A 23,169-nucleotide genomic window follows, 5' to 3' on the forward strand; every position below is an offset into this window, starting at 1 on the left:
TTTTTTAAATAAGATTGAGGCATATTTTGTATCTTTCATTAACCATTTTTAAAAGATTATTTGGTAAATACCTATGGCGGAAGAACTTTATTTCATCAAAACCAACCCAACTATTGCCAAAATTAATTTGTACAATAAGCTCGAGCGTGAAGAGGAAAATATCTTAAAATTCCTGCCATCTGATGCAAAAGACACGCTTGAGAATATTAAAAATAAGGTAAAAGATTCTGTTGAAGAACTTACTCAGGAAGAACTTTTGCTTATTTTTCAATGGTTTAGTAAAGTATATTCTTCAGATCATGAGGAAGCTAAAACACAGCTTTTCATCAATGGTATTGATCTTTTTTATGAAATACCTACGACCATTCATGCCGAAAACTTCCTTCAGATTCTTTCAGACTATGAAAAACTGCTGAAGCAGGACATGAATTATATTGTGGACTCCAAAAACTTCAATCAATTCCTGATCTACGGAATATTTCTTACAGAAATCATCAATAGAGACCAGCATCAGAATATGCTTTGTGAATACCTGAAACCGGACAATCAGTCTTTATACCTTCTGGCAGAAAACCAATGTGGTTCAAAAGAATTTGACGGAAAAATCATCCCGGATCTTCAGCATCATTTTACTGATCTGTATGATCAGACCAAATTTTACAAAGGTTCTATTATCAAACTCGAGCAGTAATAAAAATCTTTCATTTCGTTTTAGCTGTTCTGATAGCCCTTTCATTATTATGGGGATGAACTTTTTTATCCTTATTTAAATTTATTAGTTTAAAAAATATTATCCTGCTTATGTAATATTCCGGATTCAATAGTTGTCTTGTATACATAATCGGAAGAAAGCTGTTGAGAAAAACAGTAACCGATCAGTAAAAATTATTAAATCAGGATAAAAACTATACCACAGCCAGCAGGCTCCTTTACGATGTAAATCTGCTGGTTTTCTTATTTACTTACAGCCCAATTCTTTACGGTCACATAATAATATATCATTCCTCCACCAAAATAAGCAATTACATCAAAAATATCTCCTGTAAAGCGGGCAGATAGTTTCGGGCAGAGCACTTCAAACAAAAAAGACAGATAAAGTACTGACGTCAATACAAATTTCAAATCTGGTTTCCATTGATAGCCTAAGATAGAATTCATCGTATAGTCTATCAGATAACAATACATCGGAACAGTAATACTATCTGTAAAATAATCATTGATAAAAGGAATATAAATTCCGTTTCGTCTCAGTAAAATAATTGTTCCCCAGACGACCAGTCCCAGCAAAAACCAATATGAAATTCTTTTTTTCATCACATGTGAAGTACTGCCATTATTATCCCAAGAATAACCTGCAGTATTTTGGATATAACTTCCTGAGGGTCTGTTTTACTTCCATTTTCATTTTTGTCTGCTGATTCGTAATCAAATTTTTGTTTACCTTCCATTACCCTATGATTTTATATTGCAAATATACCAAATTAGAACATTTGTTCTAATTTTTAAAATATGATTTATATCCAGTCTTATATTCTTATCTTTGAGATATGAAGACCAAGGATAAAATTCTGTCTAAAGCACTGGAACTATTTAATGATAAGGGGTATAATAATATTACCACCAGGCATATTGCGGCTGAGCTCAATATCAGTGCGGGAAACCTTCATTATCATTTCAGACATTCTGAAGATATCATTAAAATCCTTTTCTCAGAACTTACCCTGAAAATGGATGAACTGCTGAACCAAATGAAAAGGATAGAGAATAAAACGCTGGAAGATCTTTACCAATTTACTTATTCAACCTGTAAAATCTTTTATTCTTACCGTTTTATCTTCATCAATTTTATAGATATACTCAACCAGATTCCTGAAATAGAATCCAGGTATGAAGGGATCAATTTCAGCAGAAAAGAGGAATTCCAGCTTATCTTTTCGGATCTTCAAAAGAGTAATATTTTTCAAATAGATGTTCCTCATTTTATCGTAGATTGTCTTACTGAACAGATTTTCATTATTGCAGACAACTGGCTTACCCACAACAGACTTATTTTAAAACTCAGTCCCAAAGAAGCAATACAGCATTATACACTTCTTCAGATGAATCTTTTTTATCCGCTTCTCAATAAAGAACAGCAAAAAATTTATGAACAGCAGTACATCCAATAGTCAAAGCATTACCATTAGAGAAGGAAATCATGATGATCTTCCGGAGATGCTGCAGCTTTTTACAGCGACTATAGATGAGGTATGCAAAAAAGACTATAACTCCCAACAGCTCGAAGCATGGAAATCCGGTGCTGAGAATGAAGAAAGATGGATGAATGTGATCAGCAGTCAATATGTTTTAATTGCTGAAAACAGAAATCAGATCGTGGGCTTCTGTACACTCGATAAGGGAAACTATATTGATTTATTTTTTGTACACAAAGCTTATCAACAGAAAGGGATAGCAACAATGCTTTACCATGAAATTGAAAAAAAAGCTCTGCAGCAACATGAAAAACGGCTCACAGCGGATGTAAGCAAAACCGCAAGACCTTTTTTTGAAAAAAATGGTTTTCATGTGATTGAAGAGCAGACTGTTCATGTAAAAGGAATTGCTCTTATCAATTATAAGATGACAAAAAACCTCATCTCTTAATTTCTGAATTATGGAATTACCACCGGAATACAGTGAGTTTAGGATTTCAGTTCCTCAGGAGTTTGAAAATGTATTTACTCATTTTTATTTTGCAGAAAACACTTCTGACATCTCGGTTACAAAAACACTTCTCCCGACTTATCAGACTATTTTATTATTCTGCTTTGGAGAAAGTGCTACGATGTCTACCCGGGAAAAAACAACTATTGATGTTGATAAATGCATGGTATTTGGTCCGGTGAGACAATCTTTTGAATATACACTTCCGGCAGGATGTTCTATTCTTGTAGCCAATTTTAAAGATGATGCATTCTTCAGGTTCTTTGGAAAGGTATCTATTGAACAACCACTAAGACATCCTGATGAACTGCTGGAGGAAAATTGTTTTACCGATCTCTGGCATCAGCTGGAAAAAATAAATTCAACCACAGAGCAGGTGAATCATATCCTTGAATTCTGCCGGCCTTATCTTCAGCATCAGGATACTACCAGCAAGCTTTTAAGTAGTTTTGAAAACAACCTACTAAATCCTGTCAAAGTGATTGCAGAACAAACTCATCAGACTGAAAGAAATATTCAGCGCAAACAGAAAGAGCAATTTGGATATTCTTTAAAAGAACTTAACCGCTATAACCGTTTTTTAAAGGCTGTAAAAATTATTGAAGAGGAAACCGGAAAGCAGAATAAAGTGAAATGGTTTACCATCATTGATGATTGCGGTTATTATGATCAAAGCCAGCTTATTCATGACTTCAAACATTTTATGAACATCTCACCTGCTCAGTATTTAAAATTTCAGGAGGAAATTTGTAATCCAAAATCTAAATAGCCTATTTCGTTTTCTTACAATTTTTGAAAAGTATACCACATTACTTTTGTCTCATTAATCTTAATAAGAAAAACAATGAGACATTTAATAATTTACGCACATCCTAATGAAAACAGTTTAAATCACAATCTTTTAAATACGGTTGTTGAAACCCTTCAGTCCCGGAACGAGGAAATTATTGTGAGAGATCTTTATACCATAGGTTTTGATCCTGTACTTTCTCTGGATGATATGCAGAGACAGCGCATGGGAAAAATATCGGACGACATAAGAATTGAGCAGGAACATATTTCATGGGCGGAGCAGATTACTTTTATTTATCCTATCTGGTGGACGGGGCTTCCTGCTATGATGAAGGGATACATAGACCGTGTTTTCAGTTATGGTTTTGCGTACCGTTATGATCAGGGCATACAAAAAGGACTTCTGACTGGTAAAAAAACCGTAATTATCAATACCCATGGAAAATCTCATGGAGAATATGAGAAAACAGGAATGGATAAAGCCCTCACTTTAACCTCAGATAACGGAATTTTCATCTACTCCGGGCTGGAAATCATCAGACATTTATTTTTTGATAAAGCAGATAAAGCGACTTCCGAAGATCTTGAGGTCTGGAAAGATCAAATTAAAAACTTATATTCTGAATATGTCTTTAATGATTAAATTTAAATAATAATTCATGAAAATAAACACAGACAGACCGTTAACCCTCTATTAATTGCCCTCAACAAACTGACGAAAAAAAATAATAAAATACAGTCTTTACATCTTTATCCTCTATTTTGCTTTTAAAGGATTTATGGCATGAAATTAGCTTCAAAAATCGCAAGTAAAATTGTTTTGAACCATTATTTTAAGCCATTAAGATAGATGGATGGTTAAGTTTTTTCTTAAAAACAAATCTTGTTATAACCCTGCAATACGTCTTAATGGTTTAAATATTGGATCCACAGAAAATTTCTGGACAATAACAACATTATGAAACATTTAAACAGCATACTACGTCTTCCATTCTTCAGTGAATATTATGCTCCGGGCTATCGTTCGGGAAGACTTTCTATATCTGTAATTCAATAAAATAATCTAACGTATATATAGAGCCCGGACAGTACCTGTCCGGGCTTTTTCATTTTTAAAACTATTCAACATGATCCATTTATTACAAGAAAATGCAGCTATCATCCTGCCTGAAAATGGTTTGGAAGAAAAACTTACACAAGCCAAAGAGGAAAACAGAAAACTATCTATTAAACTAGGGTTTGATCCTACCGCTCCGGATCTGCATCTGGGACATGCAGTAGTGCTAAAAAAGCTGAAACAATTTCAGGACCTGGGACATCAGATCATTATAGTAGTAGGAAGCTTTACAGCAAGAATTGGTGATCCTACAGGGAAAAATAAAGCCCGAAAACCTTTAAGTGCCGAAGATGTACAGCATAATGCCCAGACTTATATCAATCAACTTTCCAAAGTGATTGATATCCAGAAGACAAAAATTGTTTTCAACTCGGACTGGCTGGATGCCCTCGACTTTTCGGAGGTTATCCAGCTGCTATCAAAAGTTACTGTGGCTCAGCTGATGCACCGTAACGATTTTAATAAAAGATTTACAGAAAATACTCCTATTGCCATGCATGAACTGGTATACCCAATTCTTCAGGGGTTTGATTCTGTAAAAATTGAGTGTGACATCGAAATGGGTGGCACAGATCAGCTTTTCAACTGTACCATGGGAAGACAGCTTCAGGAGGTGCACGGAATGCCTGCTCAGATCGTCATGTGTATGCCATTACTGAGAGGCCTTGACGGCAAGGAAAAAATGAGTAAGTCACTGAATAACATTATCGGACTGACAGATGAACCCAACGAAATGTTTGGAAAAACAATGTCTATTCCTGATGCATTGATTGAAGAATTTATCAACCTGACCACGGATCTTTCAGTGAAAGAAAAAACGATTCTTGTTTCGCGAATGACAGATGGCGAAAATCCTATGAATATTAAAAAAATCATTGCCAAAAATATCATCAGCCAATACCATGATGCCGCTTCAGCAGAAAATGCGGAACAGTTCTTTATCAATCAGTTTCAGAATAAAAATTTTGAAGAGAAAGTGTATGAGCCTGTTTCTATACATGGTTTGAAGAGCAACGAAAACAAAGTATCGATTGTGGAACTTTGTCATCAGCTTAAAAATGACCTCAGCAAATCGGCGGTCCGAAGGTTAATTGAAAATGGAGGAATTCAGGTCAATAACATTAAAATAACAGATGCTAATGAAGAAATGGAACTGATCCCTCAAACGAAGATAAAAATCGGGAGAAGAGGCTTTTTTGAATTAATATAGGGCTGGAAGATAGAAGCTGGGAGAAGGAAGTTTCTGGATGACAAGTAACACCTGAAGTTATTTGATTGATTTTTTTTTAAATAGAAGTTCTTTACAGCACAAAAATTACTTCCAGCTTCCTTCTCCCGGCTTCCCTCCTTCAACTTATTTCAATATCTTCGTTTTTTAAAACTATTTCCAATGAGCTACATCATGGTTGACATAGAATCGGACGGCCCGATTCCCGGTGATTTTTCAATGGTCTGTTTCGGGGCAGTTCTTGTCACAAAGCAACTGGACATTAGTTTTTATGGAAAACTGAAGCCTGTTTCTGAAAAATTTAATCCTGATGCTTTAGCCATTTCCGGCTTCACCAGAGAGGAAACAATGAATTTTGATGATCCTGAGACCGTAATGCTTGCCTTTGAAGACTGGATTAAAACGAACTCCAAAGGAAGACCTATTTTCATCAGTGATAATAATGGTTTCGACTGGATGTTTATCTGCTGGTATTTTCATCATTTTATCGGAAGAAATCCTTTTGGTTTCTCTTCCAGAAGGCTTTCTGATCTTTATTGTGGACTGGAAAAAGATACTTTTGCGCAATGGAAACATCTTCGTAAAACCGAACATACCCACAACCCGGTAGATGATGCCAGAGGAAATGCAGAGGTTTTACTGTATATGAAAGAAGAAATGGGACTAAAAATTGCATTAAAGTAAGAACTCTAATTTTTATTTTTGAATATGAATCTTAACCTGCGCTACAAAAAAGCTGACGACACCGATATTGATTTTCTTCTCGATCTCAGAATGAAAACCATGAATCCTCATTATGAAACTTCAGGACTTTCTACTGACAGAGAAACAACCCTTCAAAGAGTTCTGTATCAGTTTGAAAAAGCCGATATTATTTTTTTAGACAATCAGCCCATCGGACTGTTAAAAGTAGACCGAACATTTACCAACATTGAGGTCCTTCAACTTCAGATTGATCCCAGCCAGCAAGGGAAAGGACTTGGAAAAATGATTTTGTCTGATATCCTGGAGGAAGCTTCACTCGCTGGAAAAACAGTGTCATTAAGTGTTTTAAAAACCAACAAAGCCCAGCATCTTTATACAAGTCTTGGTTTTAAGATTGTAGGGGAAGATGAGTATTCTTATTTTATGGAAACTGAAAGGCAGTAAATTGAAAATTATTTACATTTTGGCTAAAGCCATTGGACTTTTTTCATTTGATTAAAACGGGCTAAAGCCCATTTCTATTGATACGTTCACAATAACAGCCTACTGATTTGCCATGGTCACATAGATCAGCCTTCCGCCCTCTTCAGCAGATAACAGTATTTTTTTACCATGAGTCAGTTCAACCATAGAACCGGGTGGAATTTCTTTCTGTTCTGTGACATCTTTCATTCCGGACAATCCTTGATTCACCAATATCCATCTTCCCTGATGGAATGTAAAATATCCCACAGGCATTTTATCCTGCATCGTCAGGTTTTCATTACGTATCACTTTTCTGGAAACATGCCATCTGAACAGATACTGATTATGATAGACCATCAGTCTGTGATTTTCCGGTTTCCATACCTCATCATCAAATTTGAAATACAAATCTAAAACGGGCAAGGTTCCCTGATGCGGTGTTCCGCAGAACGGACATTTGGGGCTGCTTGTATTATCAAATACGTACCATTTTTCAGTACAGCTGGAATTATGACAAGGCTGTATCAAATCCACGGTTTTCAACAGGGCAGCTTCCCATTCGTTGGCTGTAGGACGTCTGATGGGGTCATGCAATCCGTCTATAAAGGTTTTTCTGAAGAGATCTGAAAGATAAGGTCCGGTTACGGTATAAGGAATCTTTTGAGGATCACCCCAGAATGCATCCCATTTCCGGAGATGATCTGTTTTTACGTGGTTGGAAGTGTTTTCAGTATCTTCCATAAATAGAGCTTTTTCTCCCATGGATAGAATTTCATCTTTTTCGGAATCCAGATCCCATATTTTTCCTCCACGTAAAGGATGTCTTCTGAGCAGGTACATATAAATCAGAACAGCAAGGGCATGCAGATCTGTTTTTTGATTGGGCAGATGTCTTCCGGGATCCTGAAGGCTTAAATGTTTTGTTTTCATCACTTCAGGGGCAATAAAATCGGAAGTTCCTATCACTTCAGGCGGAAACAGCTTAGGAACAACAAGACCGTCTATATCAATAATACAGGCTGATTTCGTCGCGGGATCTACCAGAATATTATTGTATGATAAATCGGAGTGTGCCAAGCCCATCTGATGCAGCTTCTTCACTCCTCTGCTGATATTGACTGCAATCTGAAAATAACTCAGCCAGTCTCCCAGCTCAGATTGGTCAAGCCTCAATGGATATTGCTGATTCCTGAACATAGGTGCGGTAAACCATTTTCCTACTTTATCCTGTCCCTGAATATTATCTGAACCAATATATCCTTTTGCAAAATAGAATTTATTATGGTAAACAGGAACCACAATTCCTGTAAGTTTATTTCTTTCAACAATATCGTAAGGCCATCTGAATATTTCGTTTAGAAAATACTCAGAAGCATTTCCACTTTGTATACTTTGCAGATAGGTGGAAACAATCCTCCTGATTCTTTCTTTTTGCCCTTCATCCAGCGGACTTCGGTAAAAAGCCACCACATACTCTTTATCGGGAGAAAAATAAACATCTTTCACGCCGCCCCGAATAGGGTTTTCGTCTACATATTCATAGGATTTGGCTGAGTCCAGTACAGAAACAACCTTAATGATCTTTTTCATGGTATTAATAGATTATTGCCAATGTACGGTCATCGTGATTTCCTCTGCTCCAGAAATCGCTCCATATTAAAAGCTGTTCATCAATTTTTTCGTCACAGATAAAATCTACTTTCGCACGATCATCGTTATTTCCGGCCAGGTCTTCAAAAAGAGATTTCCAGCTTTCTGTATCTTCCAGTTTATTTTCGGTGATGAATTTCGGATCATAAATACCGTCCGTCATCAGTACGAGATAGGAAAAATCATCTACACAGGTAATCCTGAAACGGGAATTCATCTTATCGTTGAAAATTTCTTTCATGGTGATAAAACGGGTACCTCCGCTAAATTCACCCACATCCATCTGATTTAAAAGTTGTACTTCAGAAAAATCAGGATTGATGAGATTAATAGGGCAGTCCCCCACTCCAAAACTAAGAATCACATACCCGAAATTAAACTTTTTAAGTAACGTAAAAATCAGCGTAGCATGCAGATCACTTACAGACAGCGTATTTTCCGATGCCGTCTTTTCTAATGCCTGATACACTTCTGCAACACTTTCTGATAAAATATTTTTGATATTTTGCTCTGCTTCTGAATGTTCTCCAATGGATACCTCAGTACCATACAACCTATCAATATTGCTTTCAATGCCACTTAAAATCTCCTGAGAATTGAAAAACTGATTCACCGTTGCCGTTGCCAATCTTGAACCTTCTCTTGCAGCTGCTGCCGAACCTGCTCCATCTGAAACAGAAACAATATTCCAGTCTCCGGGAAGGTTATTCACTGCAAAATCATCTTCACGAAATTTCCCTTCATGGGCATGAGAACGTCCTCTTTTGGAAGCTACAACAATTTTTTTGTCTGAAAATGAACCTTTGAATGAATCTTCTTCCGACTTATAAAAAGCGGCATTTCTATCGCTTGGAATATTTTTCCACAAGTCTTTCGGATCTGCATTTACAAAGAGCTGTACTTTTTTAGTTTCAATCTGCTTCTTATCATGAATATGATAAAACTGAACATCCAGATGATACATATTGTTGGTAACCGGAGTTCCTGAAATTTTATTGTTTTCAAAACTAAGCCCGGTTGCTTCAAGTCCGCCGATATTCTGAATTTCTATATTTGGAAAATCGTCCATGTCAAGTTGAAATTCATAAAACTGCTTGGCACCGGCGTTCTTCAATACCCAATGAGCATCTTTGAATTCTTCTTTTTCTCTGTAAACAGCAGCTTGTTCCATGGACTTTGGTTTAGATTCACCGGCCGATTTCCTGAAGAATTTACCCATCATTAGCCTAAGGTTCTGTTAATATCAAATCCACCTCCGGAAAAACCGTAATAATCCGAAGTTCCGCACCATGGACATTTGCTGTATCCTTCTCCTCTCAGACAGTGAATTCCCCCACACGAACACGTAGCCAACGCAATGGGATTGGCACAGTGAGGGCATGAAGTTCCTCCGTCCAGCTCTTCAATATTGATTTTAAGATGGGTTTTCTGATTTGAGGAAAGTCTGTAGTAGGCTTTTTCATCAATTTTATAAGCTCCGTCCAGTCTGTAATATCTGGTAGCCATTCCCGGTATGCTTGATTCTGCAAATGCTTTTTTAAATTTCATCAGATAAAGCTTTTCAGTTTCCTGACATTTCCCGTTCAGTACTACAAAATTGTTATCCGGGAATCTTTGTTCCATTTCAGGATCTACTTTTTCGAGAATAAGAGAATCGATCTTAGAAAGGTTGATTCCTTCTTTTTTGGCCTCTGTTACACTCTGGCTGGTTGTTTTAATAGAATCTGTTACCCATTTGAAAAATTCTTTATAGGAATTCTCATCAGAGTTGTTAAACAGCAATACATTATCGGCTAATGAACCGAGCAGTTTATAATTTGTATTTTCACCTATAGATACGGCAATCGTGTTGGGTTTTCCGTTGTATTTATTGTTCCACCTTTCAATGGCTTTGGTAGCATCATCGGTAGGTACTCCATCCGTAAACAGAAAAACAATAGGTTTCCAGTCTCCTTTTCTTTCATAGGTTGTTTTCACAATATCCCTGTCGATACAATCCATTACTTTGATCAAACCCTGGGAAAGTGATGTTCCGCTCCCGATTGGAATTTTAGGGGGATAAAAGCTGATAATATCCTGCATGGGAGTAATGACTTCCGCTTCTCCTGCAAAACCTATCACGGAAATATAAACGGTTTCGAGTGAATAGGGATCTTTTTTCAATTCCCTGATGATATTGGCGATACCTTCCTGTACCTGCTCAATAGGTTCTCCAACCATAGATTCGGAGATGTCTACTAAAAAATAAATAGGCAGTCTTCTCATATTGTAAAGACAGTTTTTTAAATAATAATATTAAGCTCCGATGGTGGCGGAGGTAATGTGATATTCTCTCCCGTATTCTGAGAATGCCCTCCCTGTGTAATGGAAGAACTCACCCATCTGAAAAAGGAAGAAAGTGTGATAGCGTCTGTGGTATCCAGTTTTACCACATGATCTGTCAGTTCTTTCAAAAACTGTTCATCAGCTTTAGGACCGGCTGCACAACCTACGATGGCTCCAAACTCCAGTCCTCTGATCACAGGAATCATTTGTCGGTACTTCTGGATATCTGAAGGTTTTCCATCTGTAAATATAAAAAGTAGCGGCTGCCAGTCTCCTTTTGCATCCACAGATTCTTTTACAATCTCTTTCTGTACCAATTCAGAAACCATTTCCAGAGCAGCTCCCGTATGAGTGGGTCCACTGTCCGGACAGGTAATTTCCATGGGATAAAAGCTCGCCAGATCAGTTAAAGGAATAATATTTTTAACTTCTCTATCAAAGGTAATGACGCTTAGATGCAGGCTGTCCATCGCCTGTGGATCTGCACGAAGCATACTGATCAATCCGTTGAAGCCGTTATTCAGCGCCTGAATAGGTTCACCGTTCATAGAACCTGAAGTATCTAATAGAAAATAAGCTAATAATCTCCTGCTCATTATGACAAATATTTATTCTGAAGCCGGCTAGGAAGTCGAAGACTTCCTAGCCGGCTTTATTTTGGTTTGATAAAAATTTAGAATCTAGTTGGAATAAGCGTACTGCTGTCTCAGAATATCTATAAAGTTATCTGTATGATGCGGCTCTCCCACAGCACGGAATTTCCAGTCTCCGTTGTGACGGTATGCTTCCGCAAAAACCATTGCACACATTCCGTTCATACTTGAATCTCCGGAAAGGCTGTATTTTGTAATTTCTTTTCCACTAGCATCTACCGCGCGGATAAATGCATTTTCGATCATTCCGAAGTGCTGGTTATTCGTTCTTCCCTGATAAATGGTAACAATGAATACAATTTTCTGATAACTCTGATCCAACTGGTCCAATCTTACAATGATCTGCTCATCATCGCCATCTCCTGCTCCGGTCCTGTTATCTCCTGTAAGCCATACATTTCCGCTTGGATGCTGCATAGAATTGAAGAAAACCACATCTCCCTGATAAAGCCCCATCTGTCTTCCGTCATTGGTCTGCACAGTTTTTCCAAGATTAGCTACTTTTCCATTGCCATCTAAGAGGAAAGCCACTGCATCAAGGTCATATTCAGCTTCTTTACTGAACAGTTTTCCAAAGAATCCGCTGCCTTGCTTTCTTACATCCCATCCTAAGCCAATGGTTACTTTTGAAAGATCATAAACGCTTTCTCCACGGTCATTCTTTCTTAAATCTATCGTTTGTCCTTTCTGTAAATTAATTGCCATAGTTATCGTTTTTGTGTATTGGAGTGTTTTTTATTTGATGATTTGTCCTTTGTAGTATTTCTCCAGGAAAAAGCCCAGATCTGCTCTGTATCCTATTCCTGAGGCTTCAAACTTCCAGCTTCCGTTTCTTTTATACAGTCTTCCGAACTCTACACCGGTTTCAATAGAGAAATCTTCATCCAGCTCATATTTTGCAATTTCCTGGTTTGAATGATTATCAACAACTCTGATATAAGAGTTTCTTACCTGTCCGAAGTTCTGTCTTCTTCTTTCAAAATCTTCTATGGTTACTACGAAAAGAATTTCTGCCACTCTCGAATCTACTTTGTCAAGATCTATTACGATTGCTTCATCATCGTCACCATCACTGTTTTTACCATTGGGATCATCACCTGTATGGGTAAGCGCTCCGTCCGGAGAATTCAGGTTATTGTAAAAAACAAAATATTCTTCGCTTACTAATTTTCTGTCAGAATCAATCATGATTGCAGAAGCATCCAGGTCAAAATCGTAGCCGGTTCCTTCATTAGGATCCCAGCCTAATCCAATCGTCATTTTAGTCAATCCTATGTCGATTTTTTGCCCTTTCTGTAGATTAATTGCCATAGTGTTTTATATTATGATTATTTTTCGCATTAAGATAGAAGTGATTTATGAATTGACCAAATTTATTGAGGAAAAAATGATCTACAGCGCCCAATTAAAACAATTTAAGTCACCAATCACCATAAAAAAAGGTCCAATTAAAAAATTGAACCTTGTATTGTAAAAAAGAATAGTAAATTAATTTTCAAACTCCTTATCTGAAACGGCGGCATTTCTTGCTTTAGCCAGCATAGGAATGGAAATCAGTCCCATCACCAGCATAATAACAATCTGCAGCGGCAAAGAGATAAAGGAATAGGTCAATCCCATTTCACCTCCAAAGTCAGCACTTTTTCCTACTGATATAAAAAGAGCCATAAAACCGTACTTCATCGCAAGGTTATAAGCTCCTATACCTCCACTGGCAGGAATAATCATTCCCAAAGTTCCTACTACAATAATGAAGAAACCGTCTGCAAAGGTAAATGCGGATGTTTCAGGAAGTGCAAAGCAAACCAGATAAGCAGCTAAATAATAACAAATCCAGATTCCTAATGTATAAAGGATGAATTTTCCTTTTTCTTTTAGTTTGAAGATGGAAGTTAATCCCTGAAAAATCCCATCAATAAAGTTGACAATTTTTCCTAAAAACGGAATTCCTGAAAGTTTCTTTTTAAATACAAAAAATAAAGCTGTTCCTACAATCAGAATTGAAAGGACTAATAAAATCTTATTAGGATTCATATTTATTCCGGAATTTTTGTAGAATGACAAAATTGCATCATATTTAAACAATAAGGTCAATCCTAAAAAGCCGAGCATACAAACCAGATCCACCACTCTTTCCAAAATGATAGTTCCAAAAGATTTGTCCACAGGTACTTTTTCTACTCCATACAGAGCCGTAGCTCTAGCCACCTCCCCGCTTCTGGGAATGGTAAGGTTCATCAGATATCCAAATGATATTGACCAAAGGGAATTGGAATTTGAAATTTTGTATCCCATGGGTTCCAGCATCAGGTTCCAGCGAATTGCCCTAAACCAATAAGCAAGAAGACCAAATACAGATGCAAACAGCACCCATAGATAATTTGCTTTCGCTAGTGACTTCTGAATGACTTTAAAATCAAGCCCTCTTAAGGCAAGCCATAAAAAAAAGCCTGCAAAAGCAAGCGATATTACTATTGTTAATATTGATTTTACCGGACTTTTTGATGTTTTCTCCATGTCCTAGGTAAGAAGGTTTGTTTTTTCATCCGGGAAAACGATCTTCGGCTGAAAGTCTTTAGCCTCCTCTGGGGTCATCTGTGCATAAGCAATAACGATGATGATGTCATCTTTTTGTACTTTTCTTGCTGCAGGTCCATTCAGACATACTTCTCCGGATTTCCTCTTTCCTTTGATAACGTATGTATCAAAACGTTCTCCGTTGTTCACATTCACAATATAGACCCTTTCTCCTACTACCAGACCGGCAGCTTCAATAAGATCTTCATCTATTGTTATACTTCCTATATAATTAAGGTCAGAGGCAGTTACTCTCACCCTATGAATCTTAGACTTGAAAACTTCTATTAGCATGGTGCAAATTTATTAATAAAAATTAATAAAACAGGTCTTTAGTATCATTTAAAAACTCCCACAAACACAAGGGTTTAATTTTATAAAACACAAGGATTCCGAGAATTGCTTATAGATTTAATAATCATATGGTTAAAAAAATTAAATGTTTACACTTAATTTAGGATTTAATAAATACAAGAAACAATATTAATTTTTTGCTAAAGTCAATAAGCATAAGCATTTGGCATGATTTTAGTAACGCGTAACGTAGATTTTCTGTGAAAAGTGGAATTATCATATTTTAACCAATTTCACCAAAAAGCAAAAAAATTTTACAAGTTTTAATAAAAAAATTGCACAATTAGAAAATAGTATTATATTTGCTATAATTACGAACTAACTTTAATATTAAAAATTATGAACAAGTCTGAATTAATCGACGCAATCGCTAAAGATGCAGGTATCACTAAAGTTGCAGCAAAAGCTGCTTTAGAATCTTTCATTGGTAACGTAACTACTACTTTAAAGAAAAAAGATGGAAAAGTATCTTTAGTAGGTTTCGGTACTTTCTCAGTAGCTGAGAGAGCTGCTAGACAAGGGATTAACCCTGCAACTAAAAAACCGATCAAGATCGCTGCTAAAAAAGTTGCTAAATTTAAGGCTGGAGCTGATTTATCAAATGCAGTTTCAGGTGCTAAGAAAAAATAATCATTCAGATTAAAAAAAATTCAAGGGCTGTTTCTTAGAAACAGCCTTTTTTATTTGAAATAATGATAGAAACTAGCCCGTTAAGAAGTTTTTAAATGGATAAGAATTATTAAGTTTCAGCTAAAGCAATTATCATTGTTACAAATAAATAAGCGGGCTAAAGCCCGCTTCTATTGATAATCCATTTTACATAATTTGCTCAAGGTAATCAAGAGTCAGCAGTCAGCATCAAAAGACAATATTTATAATTCTCTAACCATTCCACAGGAACGGGCTTTAGCCCGTTAAAAAACATCATCAATTCCGATGGCTTTAGCCAAAAATTAAAAAGGCTATAATCTGCTTGGCTTCATTACTTTTCAAAATAAATAAGCTGTAGAATATGAAATTTCGGGTAAGACCTTATCATTGAGAAAAATAGAGAATCGGGCTAAAGCCCACTTCCATTGATATTACTAAGTTTATATTTTCAGGATCCGTTTTATAATAAAAACTACCATTACTAATTTCTAACTTCTCAATTTCTTATTTAAGGAGCCAGTCTTGAAATCTTCCAATCCAGATCTTCAAGCTGATAAATAATCCTGTCATGAAGACGGTTGGGTCTGCCCTGCCAGAATTCAATCTCATAAGGTCTTGCCAGGTATCCGCCCCAATTGGAAGGTCTTGGAACTTCAGTATTTTCATATTTCTTTTCCAAGTCTTTTAATTTTTCTTCTAAAAACGCTCTGTCGGGAATCACCTGGCTTTGCGGAGAAACTACGGCTCCCAACTGGCTTCCTTTCGGTCTTGAATGGAAATAACCATCACTTAGGTTTTCTGCAAGCTTCTCAAGATCTGCTTTGATGATGATCTGTCTTTCAAGATTAGGCCAGAAGAAATGCAGGCATGCTTTATGATTGTTCTCTATTGCTTTTCCCTTTCGGCTGTTATAGTTGGTATAGAAAATAAATCCTTCATGGGTATATGCTTTAAGAAGAACCATTCTTGTTCTCGGACAGCCATCTTCCTCTACTGTGGAAACAGCCATAGCATTGGATTCTGAGATCATCGGGCTCTCACTGGCCTCCAAAAACCAGTCTCTAAACTGCTCAATTGGATTTTGTTTTATCTCACTTTCAATAAGTTGGGATTTCTCGTACACTTTTCTTTTGTCGTGCAGGTTTTCCATAAGTATTTTTTATTAAATTTGAGTATGAATCACTCATACAAAGGTAAAATATTAATCTCGACACCTGACATTTCCGGCGATATTTTTTCAAGATCGGTAGTGTTGGTTATTGAGCATAATGAAAGTGGTGCGTTTGGTTTGATACTGAATAAAAAGAACAGCCAAATGAGCAGCAAGTTCAAAGATTTTTTTGACTTTAAAATTGAGGTGTATGATGGAGGTCCTGTGGAAAACGATAAAGTCTTTTTTATTGTAAAAGGTAAAAGAGTTACTGAGATCTATACAGACATCACAGATGAATATTATCTTACAGAAGATATTGACCGTATTATAAATGCTGTTTTGAGCAGCGAACTGGATATTGAGCACATCAAAATATTTTCAGGCTATTCCGGATGGTCTCCAGGCCAGCTTGATACTGAAGTTCAAAGAAAAATGTGGACAGTAGTAGATGTTTATAATCTTGATTATACGCTTCCCAATGATCAAACTCTTTGGAAATCTATAATGCAGAATCTTGGTGGTGAATTTCTTCTTTGGGCCAATTCACCCGAGGATATTTCGCTGAATTAAGTACCATTTTCATGTCAATCAGACAATTAACAAACTTTAAGATTCCTTTAACCAATTTTAAAGAAAGTTTTTCCGTTCTTTGAAAAACTAAAATCACTGATATGAAAGGTATTACATTACTTGCTTTATCAATATTTTCTACCGCATTTTTATCATTTACTCCAATTAACAAAAAATACATTGTCATAGATGCCGGTCATGGCGGAAATGATTTTGGGGCTACGCATGGTGAAATTCGTGAAAAGAATATATCATTAAGTGTTGCTAAGGAAATCCAGAAGATCAATGAAAGCCAGGATAAATATGAAATCATTCTGACAAGGGATTCTGACAGTTATCCTACTCTTTCCGAAAGAACAGCTCAGATCAATAAACTTAATCCTGAAATGGTTATTTCACTCCATGTCAATACATCCCCTGAAAAAGAAAGATCTGACAACGGATTTGAAATTTACACTCAGAATTCTGATGTTTCAAAGGAATTAGCCGGAAAAATTTACAAGAAATTCAATGCCCGTAAAATATCCGAGAGCAATCTTCATATTTTAAGAGAAACTAAAGCACCTGCCGTACTAGTAGAACTTGGGTTCATCAATAATTCTGAAAACAGGAATTATATAACGAGTGAAAAGGGGCAGAAAGAAATCGCACAGAAATTTGTTGAAATCATCAACGAATACTAAATAAAAAACAATTTCTGATTTAATCAGAATAAAACCCGGTAAAGGACTTCTGGAACTTTGTTGTTTACCGGGTTTGTCAATTTTTATTGATTAAAACTTTTCTTCCAGCTTTCTACCAATTCTGAGAAACGGGTGTTCTCAAAAGTCTTATTTCTTATCTTACCTACAGAAAATATACCTTTCTCTTCAGAAATCATTAAAATCTCTTCAGCTTTCTGAGACTCGAATGCAATAATCTCGTGTTCCTGAATATCAGCAAGGTTATTTTTATGTAAAAAAGTAACAAAATTTTCCATCAAAGGAGAAATGTAAGCTCCTTCAGTCTGCTTGGGTACTTTAATAACATCACCTTCTAAAAAAAGAAGATTTCCGGCAGTGGTACGTGCTATCCTTTTGTTTGGATTCAGAAGAATAACGTCATCAAGGTCATTTTCCTGAGCATAGATCGCTCCGTAGATATTTTCCGGACAGTGAACTCTGATATTGCTCAGAAGGTTATTATTAACGTTAATTTCTTTAATCAAATCCAATTCTAAAAGTCTTTGATGAACTGCCAGTACATCTGCCATTTCCGAAACTTCGTAAAAATAGGAAACAGAAGATTTTGCCAACGTTACGCCGTCATTATTCCTGAACACCTGGAAATTGACAATTCCGTTCTTTACTCCTTTACCTTCAATAATTTCTTTTTGAAAAAGTGTCTGGAAAAACTCCAGGGTATAAGTCAAAGGAATATTCATTCTCATCTTTCTCATGGAAGCCATCAGGAAAAAATAGCATTCTTCGTCCATGATCAACCCACCATTTCTTACAAAGAAAGAAACTTTCACTGAGTCGCCCCAAAGGAAGGCTCTGTTCTTTACATTTAACTCGTCTGATGTAAAATATTGATTTTCCAATTTTTGATGTGATTTATTTACAAAAAAATAATGAACGATAAATCGTTCATCAGTTTTATCATTTAATACAGCCCGGTATTATGCCGCACCTAGTTTTATTCTCAGGTTCTCAATAAGATTTTCCCAATACATTGCATTTTCCTCTTCATCACCTTCTTCACAGAAATCTGTAATATTTAAAGCCAGATCTTCTGTAATATCATCAATTGTGATAGTCATTTCAAAGAAATTTTTTGTTCCTTCATCTTCTTCCCATCTGAAACGCACGAAACCTTCAGGCTTATATCTGATCAAAGTGGCCTTCTCAGCAGGTCCTCCACCCCAGCTAAAAAAGAAATCATCGCCTTTCTCTGTTACCTCATCCGCAAACCATTCAGACAATCCCTCTGCAGTCGCCAGATATTCGTATAAAATCTCTGATAAACAGTGCATTGGAAATTCGTAATGGACTTTATGTTTCGCCATATAATCTTTGTTTTATCGTCCCGCAATATATAAATTAATTTTTTTATTACGCAAAAAAACAATTACTTTTTTAAAGAATCAGTATGATATTTATCACAGGATTTAAATCCTTATTCCGTTAATTTTTAATGGCTAAAGTTGTCATGTAAAGCATAAAAAAATCTCTCCTTTCCGGAGAGATTTTCGTCTTTAATTTTCGTTCAGTATATCAAGAATAATCTGACATCCTTCTCTTATTTCTTCTTTAGATAATGTAAGAGGCGGAGAAATTCTCAGGTATTCATTTCTGTAGAGCTGCCAAAAAACAACAAGTCCTTTTTCCATACATTTTTTTGCGACTTCCAGTGTATATTCGGGTGTTCCGAGATTCACGGCAAGCATTAAGCCTTTTCCATTGATATTTTTAATTTTAGGGTGAACTAAAAGTTCTCTGAATAGTTTTTCTTTTTCTTCCACCTCATTCATAAGTCCGCTGTCTAGCACCTCTTTTAAAGTAGCGTAGCTTGCCGCCGCAATCAATGGATTTCCTCCAAAAGTAGTAATATGACCAAGCTTTGGTGAATGTGATAAGCTTTCCATAATTTCTCTGGAGCTCATAAAAGCTCCTACAGGAACTCCGCCTCCCATTCCTTTCCCCATCACCAGGATATCCGGAACGATTCCAAAGTGCTCAAAAGAGAACAATTTCCCAGTTCTCCCAAATCCCGGCTGTATTTCATCTAAAATCAAAAGAGCCCCTACTTCTTCACATCTTCTCTTGAGTTTGATCAGATAGTCATTATCAGGAACCAGAAATCCTGCAGCTCCCTGAATGGTTTCAAGGATCACACAAGCGGTTTTCTCAGTGATTTTATCAAAGTCTTTTTCATTATTAAATTCAATGAAAGAAACCATGGGCAATAAGGGACGGAACTCTCTTTTATGGGTTTCATTTCCTGAAACACTCAACGCCCCATGAGTATTTCCGTGATAAGAATCTTTAAAGGACACAATTTCTTCTCTTCCTGTATATCGTTTTGCCAGTTTCAAACTTCCGTCAATAGCCTCTGCACCACTGTTTACAAGATAGGTAACTTCTAACGGATCCGGAGTAGCTTCCGCCAGCAGTCTGCATAAGGCAATAGGCTTCTCCTGTGCATATTCACCATACACCATTACGTGAAGGTATTTATCTGCCTGTTCTTTGATTGCATTCACGATCTTAGGATGAGAATGTCCCAGTGTATTGGCAGAAACTCCCGCTACAAAATCAAGGTATCTTTTGCCGTCTGTACCGTAAATATAGCTTCCTTCTGCTTTTTCAACTTCAAAACCTGCCGCAAATTTTGTGGTTTGAGCCTGATATATAAAAAAATCTTTTTGCATTTCCATTGTCTCCAAAATTTCAGCAAAGCTATAAAAGATTCGTCACATGCAGAAATTATCCGCCTTTAATAAAAAAATTACCCCTGATCATGTCAAGGGTAATGGATTATCAATATTAAAAAAAGTTCTGACGGTTGTTACAGCACTTTTTCTATTGTTACATAGCTGTTATTGGTTACGGTATAAGAAGTGGTTCCTCCCACTTCGGAAACAGCTTCCAATGTGATATACTGTCCCTGTATGGCATAAACCGAGAAATCAAGGTTGATCTTTCTGTTCGTTCCGTCAAAATTCACTGTGTTTTCAAGCAGCTGGAATCTCTGTGCATCATTGACATAGAGTCCTGCTCCTAATCTGCTGCTGAATGAGCCTGCCGGTCCTGTAAACGTGATGTTCAGGTTGATTCTGTATAAACCGGTCTGGCGTATATATAACCTGTTGAGATTGGCTCCTGATGTAGCTACATTGGTTTTAAGCTTAAGCGGATCAGCAAGAAAATTAGGCTTATCAATCAGAGAATTGATGGGAAGCAACACAGATCCTGTGGTGGTGGAAACGGTATTAAGCTGAAATCTCGAAATATTATCAGACTCCACTTCAAAAGCTTTACTCCATACCAACCCGTTAAAAACCATTACCTGTCCCGTACTTTTAACGAAAAGAAGCATTCCTTTTAATTCTTCGATGGCCGTTACTGGTGCACTGCCTCCTGTATAGGGAAGCAACGCTTCTGTATCTACCGCAGGAAGACCAAAACCTTTGACGCCGGACGCCTCATTTGTATTGGTAATGTACATCATCACCTGGTCATTTCCGCTCGCGTTGGAATCCGGGTTGGGAATATTGGTGAAATTCACCTGTGCGCTGTATAGACTGCCCATGAGCATCAAACAGCTGAAAATATATTTTTTCATGATTAGTAAGCTTTAATTAAACGTGCTGCAAGGTATGAGCTGGCCGAATTTGTATCTGTTCCGTAAGCGGCCAATGCACCTCCTGAAATGGCAGTGGAACTGATAGCCGGAACCACTCTGAGCTCTGCTCCCACCGGAAGAGAAATGGTCTGTGCAAAGCTGGATGTCTTATTACCCTGGGTATCCACAATGAATACGATGGAATAATTAGTCTTTGACACTACGGTTTCCCAATCTGAAGCAGGGGTGTATTTAACCTGCAATGTGAGTTTAAATTCGGTAACTCCTGCAACTGCTCCAAAACTTCCGCCTGTAAAAACAAGAGCAACTCCTACATCATAGATCCCCGCTGTTTTAACGGTAACGTTGCTTGCATTCTTAAGCAGTAAATTATCAACAAGAACCTGGCTTCTGTTATCGGCAGCAAGGAAGGCAGGTGATCCTCCGGCAAAGCAGAATCCAATTCCAAATGAGATACAGGGAATGGTAATCCCTGAAGAAATTCCCAGTCTGGATGCCTTTGGCTGATAAATCCCCTGGATCTGTCTGGCAGGATTCCAGGCATAACCGTCATATTTATAATACTGTTCATCAGTCTTGTTATAAATAAGACTCCCTACAAGGTTAGCATAATCATCAAATAAATCCGGTGCGGAAGCATTATATCTTGGGAAGGTTGTATGGGTATTTGAATAGGGAAGAATGACCCCTTTCACACCGTCATGAACTTTCAATATATTCTGGGTGCTAACAATATCGCTACCAATGGTTACCTGTGCTATTAAAGCGTAATGGAAAATAAGCACAACAAGTAATATTATCTTTTTCATCTTACTGCATATTTATTTTTTCAACAATAATTTCAGAAACCGCATTTCCTGTTTTTGACATGGCAAAAAACATATTATTTCCGCCTAATGCTCCTGTGCAGACCCCAGTACCAATATCCTGAGTTCCGCCCATCGTCAGTCTTAGTTTATCTCCTGCATTGAAGGTCCCTACATAAGTAAATGCCAGAGACTGCCCCACATCAATAGAACCCGGAAGAAGGGTTGTAACAGAAAGAGCTCCTGCTGTGGAACCGCTGGTAGTATTATTAATAGGTCTCCAGGTTGGATCTGACACCGTACTTAGCTCAAGGTCCAGTTTCGATCTTAGGTTGATAATCACCCCAATACACAGCGGTGTACTGATATCCAGGGCTCCACTTTTAAAGGAAACCTTATACAGTCCTCTGGTATTAATATTAATTACATTGCTGGTGGCGGCATCCAGTGAAACATCAGTAGCAATCTCATTAAAGCTTGGAATAGCTGTTGTGAAATTTACGTTCGCCGCTGTACAGGTCCTCACCGTAAGAGCGCATGCGAGTCCGCACGTTCCACAGCTGGTCGTAACCGTACCTGATCGTATGAAGCGCGCCATTTTGTTGTTCTTCATGGTGGTTACGATGGGATCTGAAATTTTCCATGTGGTACCGTCATTCTGTACAATGCTTCCGGTTTCTCTGTTGAAAATAATGGAACTTTGGGTACCGTTTCCGGTGGTACCGGCAGCCGATGCCGGCAGGACTGCTGCTGTGTTGGATCTTGGCATTCGTGCCGCGTTGTTGTCCTGTTTTACGTGCAGAAGTGCTCTGCTGTCTGGTTGAAAATTAGGAACTTTCGAAATCCCAACCTGCGCGTTAACCCTTATAAGACAAAATATAAGAGCCAACAGGGAATAGTTGATTTTCATTTTCTATTTTTTTTTATCATTGTTGGTATCCTAAATTTATAAAATATTATAATTGAAATGATAACGGAAATAAAAAAAAAATGTTAAATAACAAATCGGAGTAAAAAAATCCTGATTTTAAAGGAAATTAAGTATCAGGTAGAGACTGGACGATTGCGAAAAA

At 37.1% G+C, this 23,169-nt stretch carries 28 protein-coding genes; 11 read left to right on the forward strand and 17 right to left on the reverse strand.

Features of this window, described 5'->3' with window-relative positions:
- The first annotated feature begins 73 nt into the window (after positions 1-73).
- The gene (locus tag FW781_RS07870; protein WP_149386906.1) at positions 74-691 is read left to right on the forward strand and encodes a hypothetical protein; all 618 of its coding nucleotides are present in this window, start codon (positions 74-76) and stop codon (positions 689-691) included.
- A gap of 263 nt (positions 692-954) precedes the next feature.
- On the opposite strand, the gene FW781_RS07875 is transcribed toward FW781_RS07870, so the two are convergent.
- Both FW781_RS07875 and FW781_RS22740 read right to left on the reverse strand, forming a co-directional pair.
- Positions 955-1,314 carry a hypothetical protein gene (locus FW781_RS07875; protein WP_149386907.1) on the reverse strand — a complete coding sequence of 120 codons (360 nt, stop codon included), beginning with the start codon at positions 1,312-1,314 and terminating at the stop codon, positions 955-957.
- Positions 1,314-1,448 carry a hypothetical protein gene (locus FW781_RS22740; protein WP_262884121.1) on the reverse strand — a complete coding sequence of 45 codons (135 nt, stop codon included), beginning with the start codon at positions 1,446-1,448 and terminating at the stop codon, positions 1,314-1,316. The genes FW781_RS07875 and FW781_RS22740 overlap by 1 nt, the downstream gene beginning before the upstream one ends.
- A gap of 99 nt (positions 1,449-1,547) precedes the next feature.
- Here FW781_RS22740 and FW781_RS07880 point away from each other — a divergent pair, with 99 nt between their 5' ends.
- The 7 genes from FW781_RS07880 to FW781_RS07910 all read left to right on the forward strand — a co-directional run bounded on the left by FW781_RS07880 (position 1,548) and on the right by FW781_RS07910 (position 6,989).
- Complete coding sequence (locus FW781_RS07880) at positions 1,548-2,168, forward strand: TetR/AcrR family transcriptional regulator (RefSeq protein ID WP_149386908.1); 621 nt, start codon at positions 1,548-1,550, stop codon at positions 2,166-2,168.
- Positions 2,146-2,643 carry a GNAT family N-acetyltransferase gene (locus tag FW781_RS07885; RefSeq protein ID WP_149386909.1) on the forward strand — a complete coding sequence of 166 codons (498 nt, stop codon included), beginning with the start codon at positions 2,146-2,148 and terminating at the stop codon, positions 2,641-2,643. The genes FW781_RS07880 and FW781_RS07885 overlap by 23 nt, the downstream gene beginning before the upstream one ends.
- 10 nt (positions 2,644-2,653) lie before the next feature.
- The gene (locus FW781_RS07890) at positions 2,654-3,472 is read left to right on the forward strand and encodes a helix-turn-helix domain-containing protein (protein ID WP_149386910.1); all 819 of its coding nucleotides are present in this window, start codon (positions 2,654-2,656) and stop codon (positions 3,470-3,472) included.
- Between the two features lie 75 nt (positions 3,473-3,547).
- Positions 3,548-4,138: an NAD(P)H-dependent oxidoreductase gene (locus FW781_RS07895; RefSeq protein WP_149386911.1), complete on the forward strand. Its 591-nt coding sequence runs from the start codon at positions 3,548-3,550 to the stop codon at positions 4,136-4,138.
- Between the two features lie 484 nt (positions 4,139-4,622).
- Positions 4,623-5,822 carry a tyrosine--tRNA ligase gene (tyrS, locus tag FW781_RS07900; protein WP_149386912.1) on the forward strand — a complete coding sequence of 400 codons (1,200 nt, stop codon included), beginning with the start codon at positions 4,623-4,625 and terminating at the stop codon, positions 5,820-5,822.
- Between the two features lie 180 nt (positions 5,823-6,002).
- Positions 6,003-6,524, forward strand: a complete 522-nt coding sequence (locus FW781_RS07905) for a 3'-5' exoribonuclease domain-containing protein (protein WP_149386913.1) — start codon at positions 6,003-6,005, stop codon at positions 6,522-6,524.
- 24 nt (positions 6,525-6,548) lie between these two features.
- Positions 6,549-6,989 (forward strand): GNAT family N-acetyltransferase, encoded by a 441-nt coding sequence (locus FW781_RS07910; protein ID WP_149386914.1) that lies wholly within the window; start codon positions 6,549-6,551, stop codon positions 6,987-6,989.
- 99 nt (positions 6,990-7,088) lie between these two features.
- Here the strand turns inward: FW781_RS07910 and FW781_RS07915 are convergent, their stop codons facing one another.
- From FW781_RS07915 to panD, 8 genes are all read right to left on the reverse strand, one after another.
- The gene (locus FW781_RS07915) at positions 7,089-8,600 is read right to left on the reverse strand and encodes a helix-hairpin-helix domain-containing protein (RefSeq protein ID WP_149386915.1); all 1,512 of its coding nucleotides are present in this window, start codon (positions 8,598-8,600) and stop codon (positions 7,089-7,091) included.
- Positions 8,601-8,604: 4 nt separating this feature from the next.
- Positions 8,605-9,831, reverse strand: coding sequence for a protein phosphatase 2C domain-containing protein (locus FW781_RS07920; RefSeq protein WP_172625683.1), 1,227 nt, complete (start codon positions 9,829-9,831; stop codon positions 8,605-8,607).
- Positions 9,832-9,881: 50 nt separating this feature from the next.
- A complete protein-coding gene (locus tag FW781_RS07925) occupies positions 9,882-10,925 on the reverse strand; it encodes a TerY-C metal binding domain-containing protein (protein WP_149386917.1) in 1,044 nt (347 codons plus the stop codon).
- Between the two features lie 17 nt (positions 10,926-10,942).
- Positions 10,943-11,581, reverse strand: a complete 639-nt coding sequence (locus tag FW781_RS07930) for a vWA domain-containing protein (protein ID WP_077419161.1) — start codon at positions 11,579-11,581, stop codon at positions 10,943-10,945.
- A gap of 84 nt (positions 11,582-11,665) precedes the next feature.
- A complete protein-coding gene (locus FW781_RS07935; RefSeq protein WP_149386918.1) occupies positions 11,666-12,343 on the reverse strand; it encodes a TerD family protein in 678 nt (225 codons plus the stop codon).
- Positions 12,344-12,373: 30 nt separating this feature from the next.
- Positions 12,374-12,949 carry a TerD family protein gene (locus tag FW781_RS07940; protein WP_149386919.1) on the reverse strand — a complete coding sequence of 192 codons (576 nt, stop codon included), beginning with the start codon at positions 12,947-12,949 and terminating at the stop codon, positions 12,374-12,376.
- 177 nt (positions 12,950-13,126) lie between these two features.
- Entirely contained in the window at positions 13,127-14,155 is a 1,029-nt protein-coding gene (locus FW781_RS07945) for a lysylphosphatidylglycerol synthase transmembrane domain-containing protein (protein WP_149386920.1), read from the reverse strand.
- Between the two features lie 3 nt (positions 14,156-14,158).
- Positions 14,159-14,509: an aspartate 1-decarboxylase gene (panD, locus tag FW781_RS07950; RefSeq protein ID WP_047386679.1), complete on the reverse strand. Its 351-nt coding sequence runs from the start codon at positions 14,507-14,509 to the stop codon at positions 14,159-14,161.
- A 399-nt stretch (positions 14,510-14,908) separates the two neighbouring features.
- Here panD and FW781_RS07955 point away from each other — a divergent pair, with 399 nt between their 5' ends.
- A complete protein-coding gene (locus tag FW781_RS07955; RefSeq protein ID WP_002976900.1) occupies positions 14,909-15,199 on the forward strand; it encodes an HU family DNA-binding protein in 291 nt (96 codons plus the stop codon).
- 529 nt (positions 15,200-15,728) lie between these two features.
- Here the strand turns inward: FW781_RS07955 and pdxH are convergent.
- Positions 15,729-16,370: a pyridoxamine 5'-phosphate oxidase gene (gene pdxH, locus FW781_RS07960; RefSeq protein WP_149386921.1), complete on the reverse strand. Its 642-nt coding sequence runs from the start codon at positions 16,368-16,370 to the stop codon at positions 15,729-15,731.
- Positions 16,371-16,394: 24 nt separating this feature from the next.
- Here pdxH and FW781_RS07965 point away from each other — a divergent pair, with 24 nt between their 5' ends.
- Positions 16,395-16,943, forward strand: coding sequence for a YqgE/AlgH family protein (locus tag FW781_RS07965; RefSeq protein ID WP_149386922.1), 549 nt, complete (start codon positions 16,395-16,397; stop codon positions 16,941-16,943).
- Positions 16,944-17,044: 101 nt separating this feature from the next.
- Positions 17,045-17,626, forward strand: coding sequence for an N-acetylmuramoyl-L-alanine amidase family protein (locus FW781_RS07970; protein WP_149386923.1), 582 nt, complete (start codon positions 17,045-17,047; stop codon positions 17,624-17,626).
- Positions 17,627-17,709: 83 nt separating this feature from the next.
- Here the strand turns inward: FW781_RS07970 and FW781_RS07975 are convergent, their stop codons facing one another.
- From FW781_RS07975 to FW781_RS08000, 6 genes are all read right to left on the reverse strand, one after another.
- On the reverse strand, positions 17,710-18,525 hold the full coding sequence (locus FW781_RS07975) for an aminotransferase class IV (protein WP_149386924.1): 816 nt from the start codon (positions 18,523-18,525) through the stop codon (positions 17,710-17,712).
- Positions 18,526-18,603: 78 nt separating this feature from the next.
- Positions 18,604-18,990, reverse strand: coding sequence for an START-like domain-containing protein (locus FW781_RS07980; protein ID WP_034696870.1), 387 nt, complete (start codon positions 18,988-18,990; stop codon positions 18,604-18,606).
- A 189-nt stretch (positions 18,991-19,179) separates the two neighbouring features.
- Positions 19,180-20,355: an aspartate aminotransferase family protein gene (locus FW781_RS07985; RefSeq protein ID WP_149387380.1), complete on the reverse strand. Its 1,176-nt coding sequence runs from the start codon at positions 20,353-20,355 to the stop codon at positions 19,180-19,182.
- 137 nt (positions 20,356-20,492) lie between these two features.
- A complete protein-coding gene (locus tag FW781_RS07990; protein WP_149386925.1) occupies positions 20,493-21,269 on the reverse strand; it encodes a hypothetical protein in 777 nt (258 codons plus the stop codon).
- 2 nt (positions 21,270-21,271) lie between these two features.
- The gene (locus tag FW781_RS07995; protein WP_149386926.1) at positions 21,272-22,099 is read right to left on the reverse strand and encodes a hypothetical protein; all 828 of its coding nucleotides are present in this window, start codon (positions 22,097-22,099) and stop codon (positions 21,272-21,274) included.
- Between the two features lies 1 nt (position 22,100).
- Positions 22,101-23,006, reverse strand: coding sequence for a hypothetical protein (locus FW781_RS08000; RefSeq protein WP_149386927.1), 906 nt, complete (start codon positions 23,004-23,006; stop codon positions 22,101-22,103).
- Positions 23,007-23,169: the final 163 nt, after the last annotated feature.

The sequence above is a fragment of the Chryseobacterium panacisoli genome, assembly GCF_008274625.1.
In the GTDB taxonomy this organism is placed as follows: domain Bacteria; phylum Bacteroidota; class Bacteroidia; order Flavobacteriales; family Weeksellaceae; genus Chryseobacterium; species Chryseobacterium panacisoli.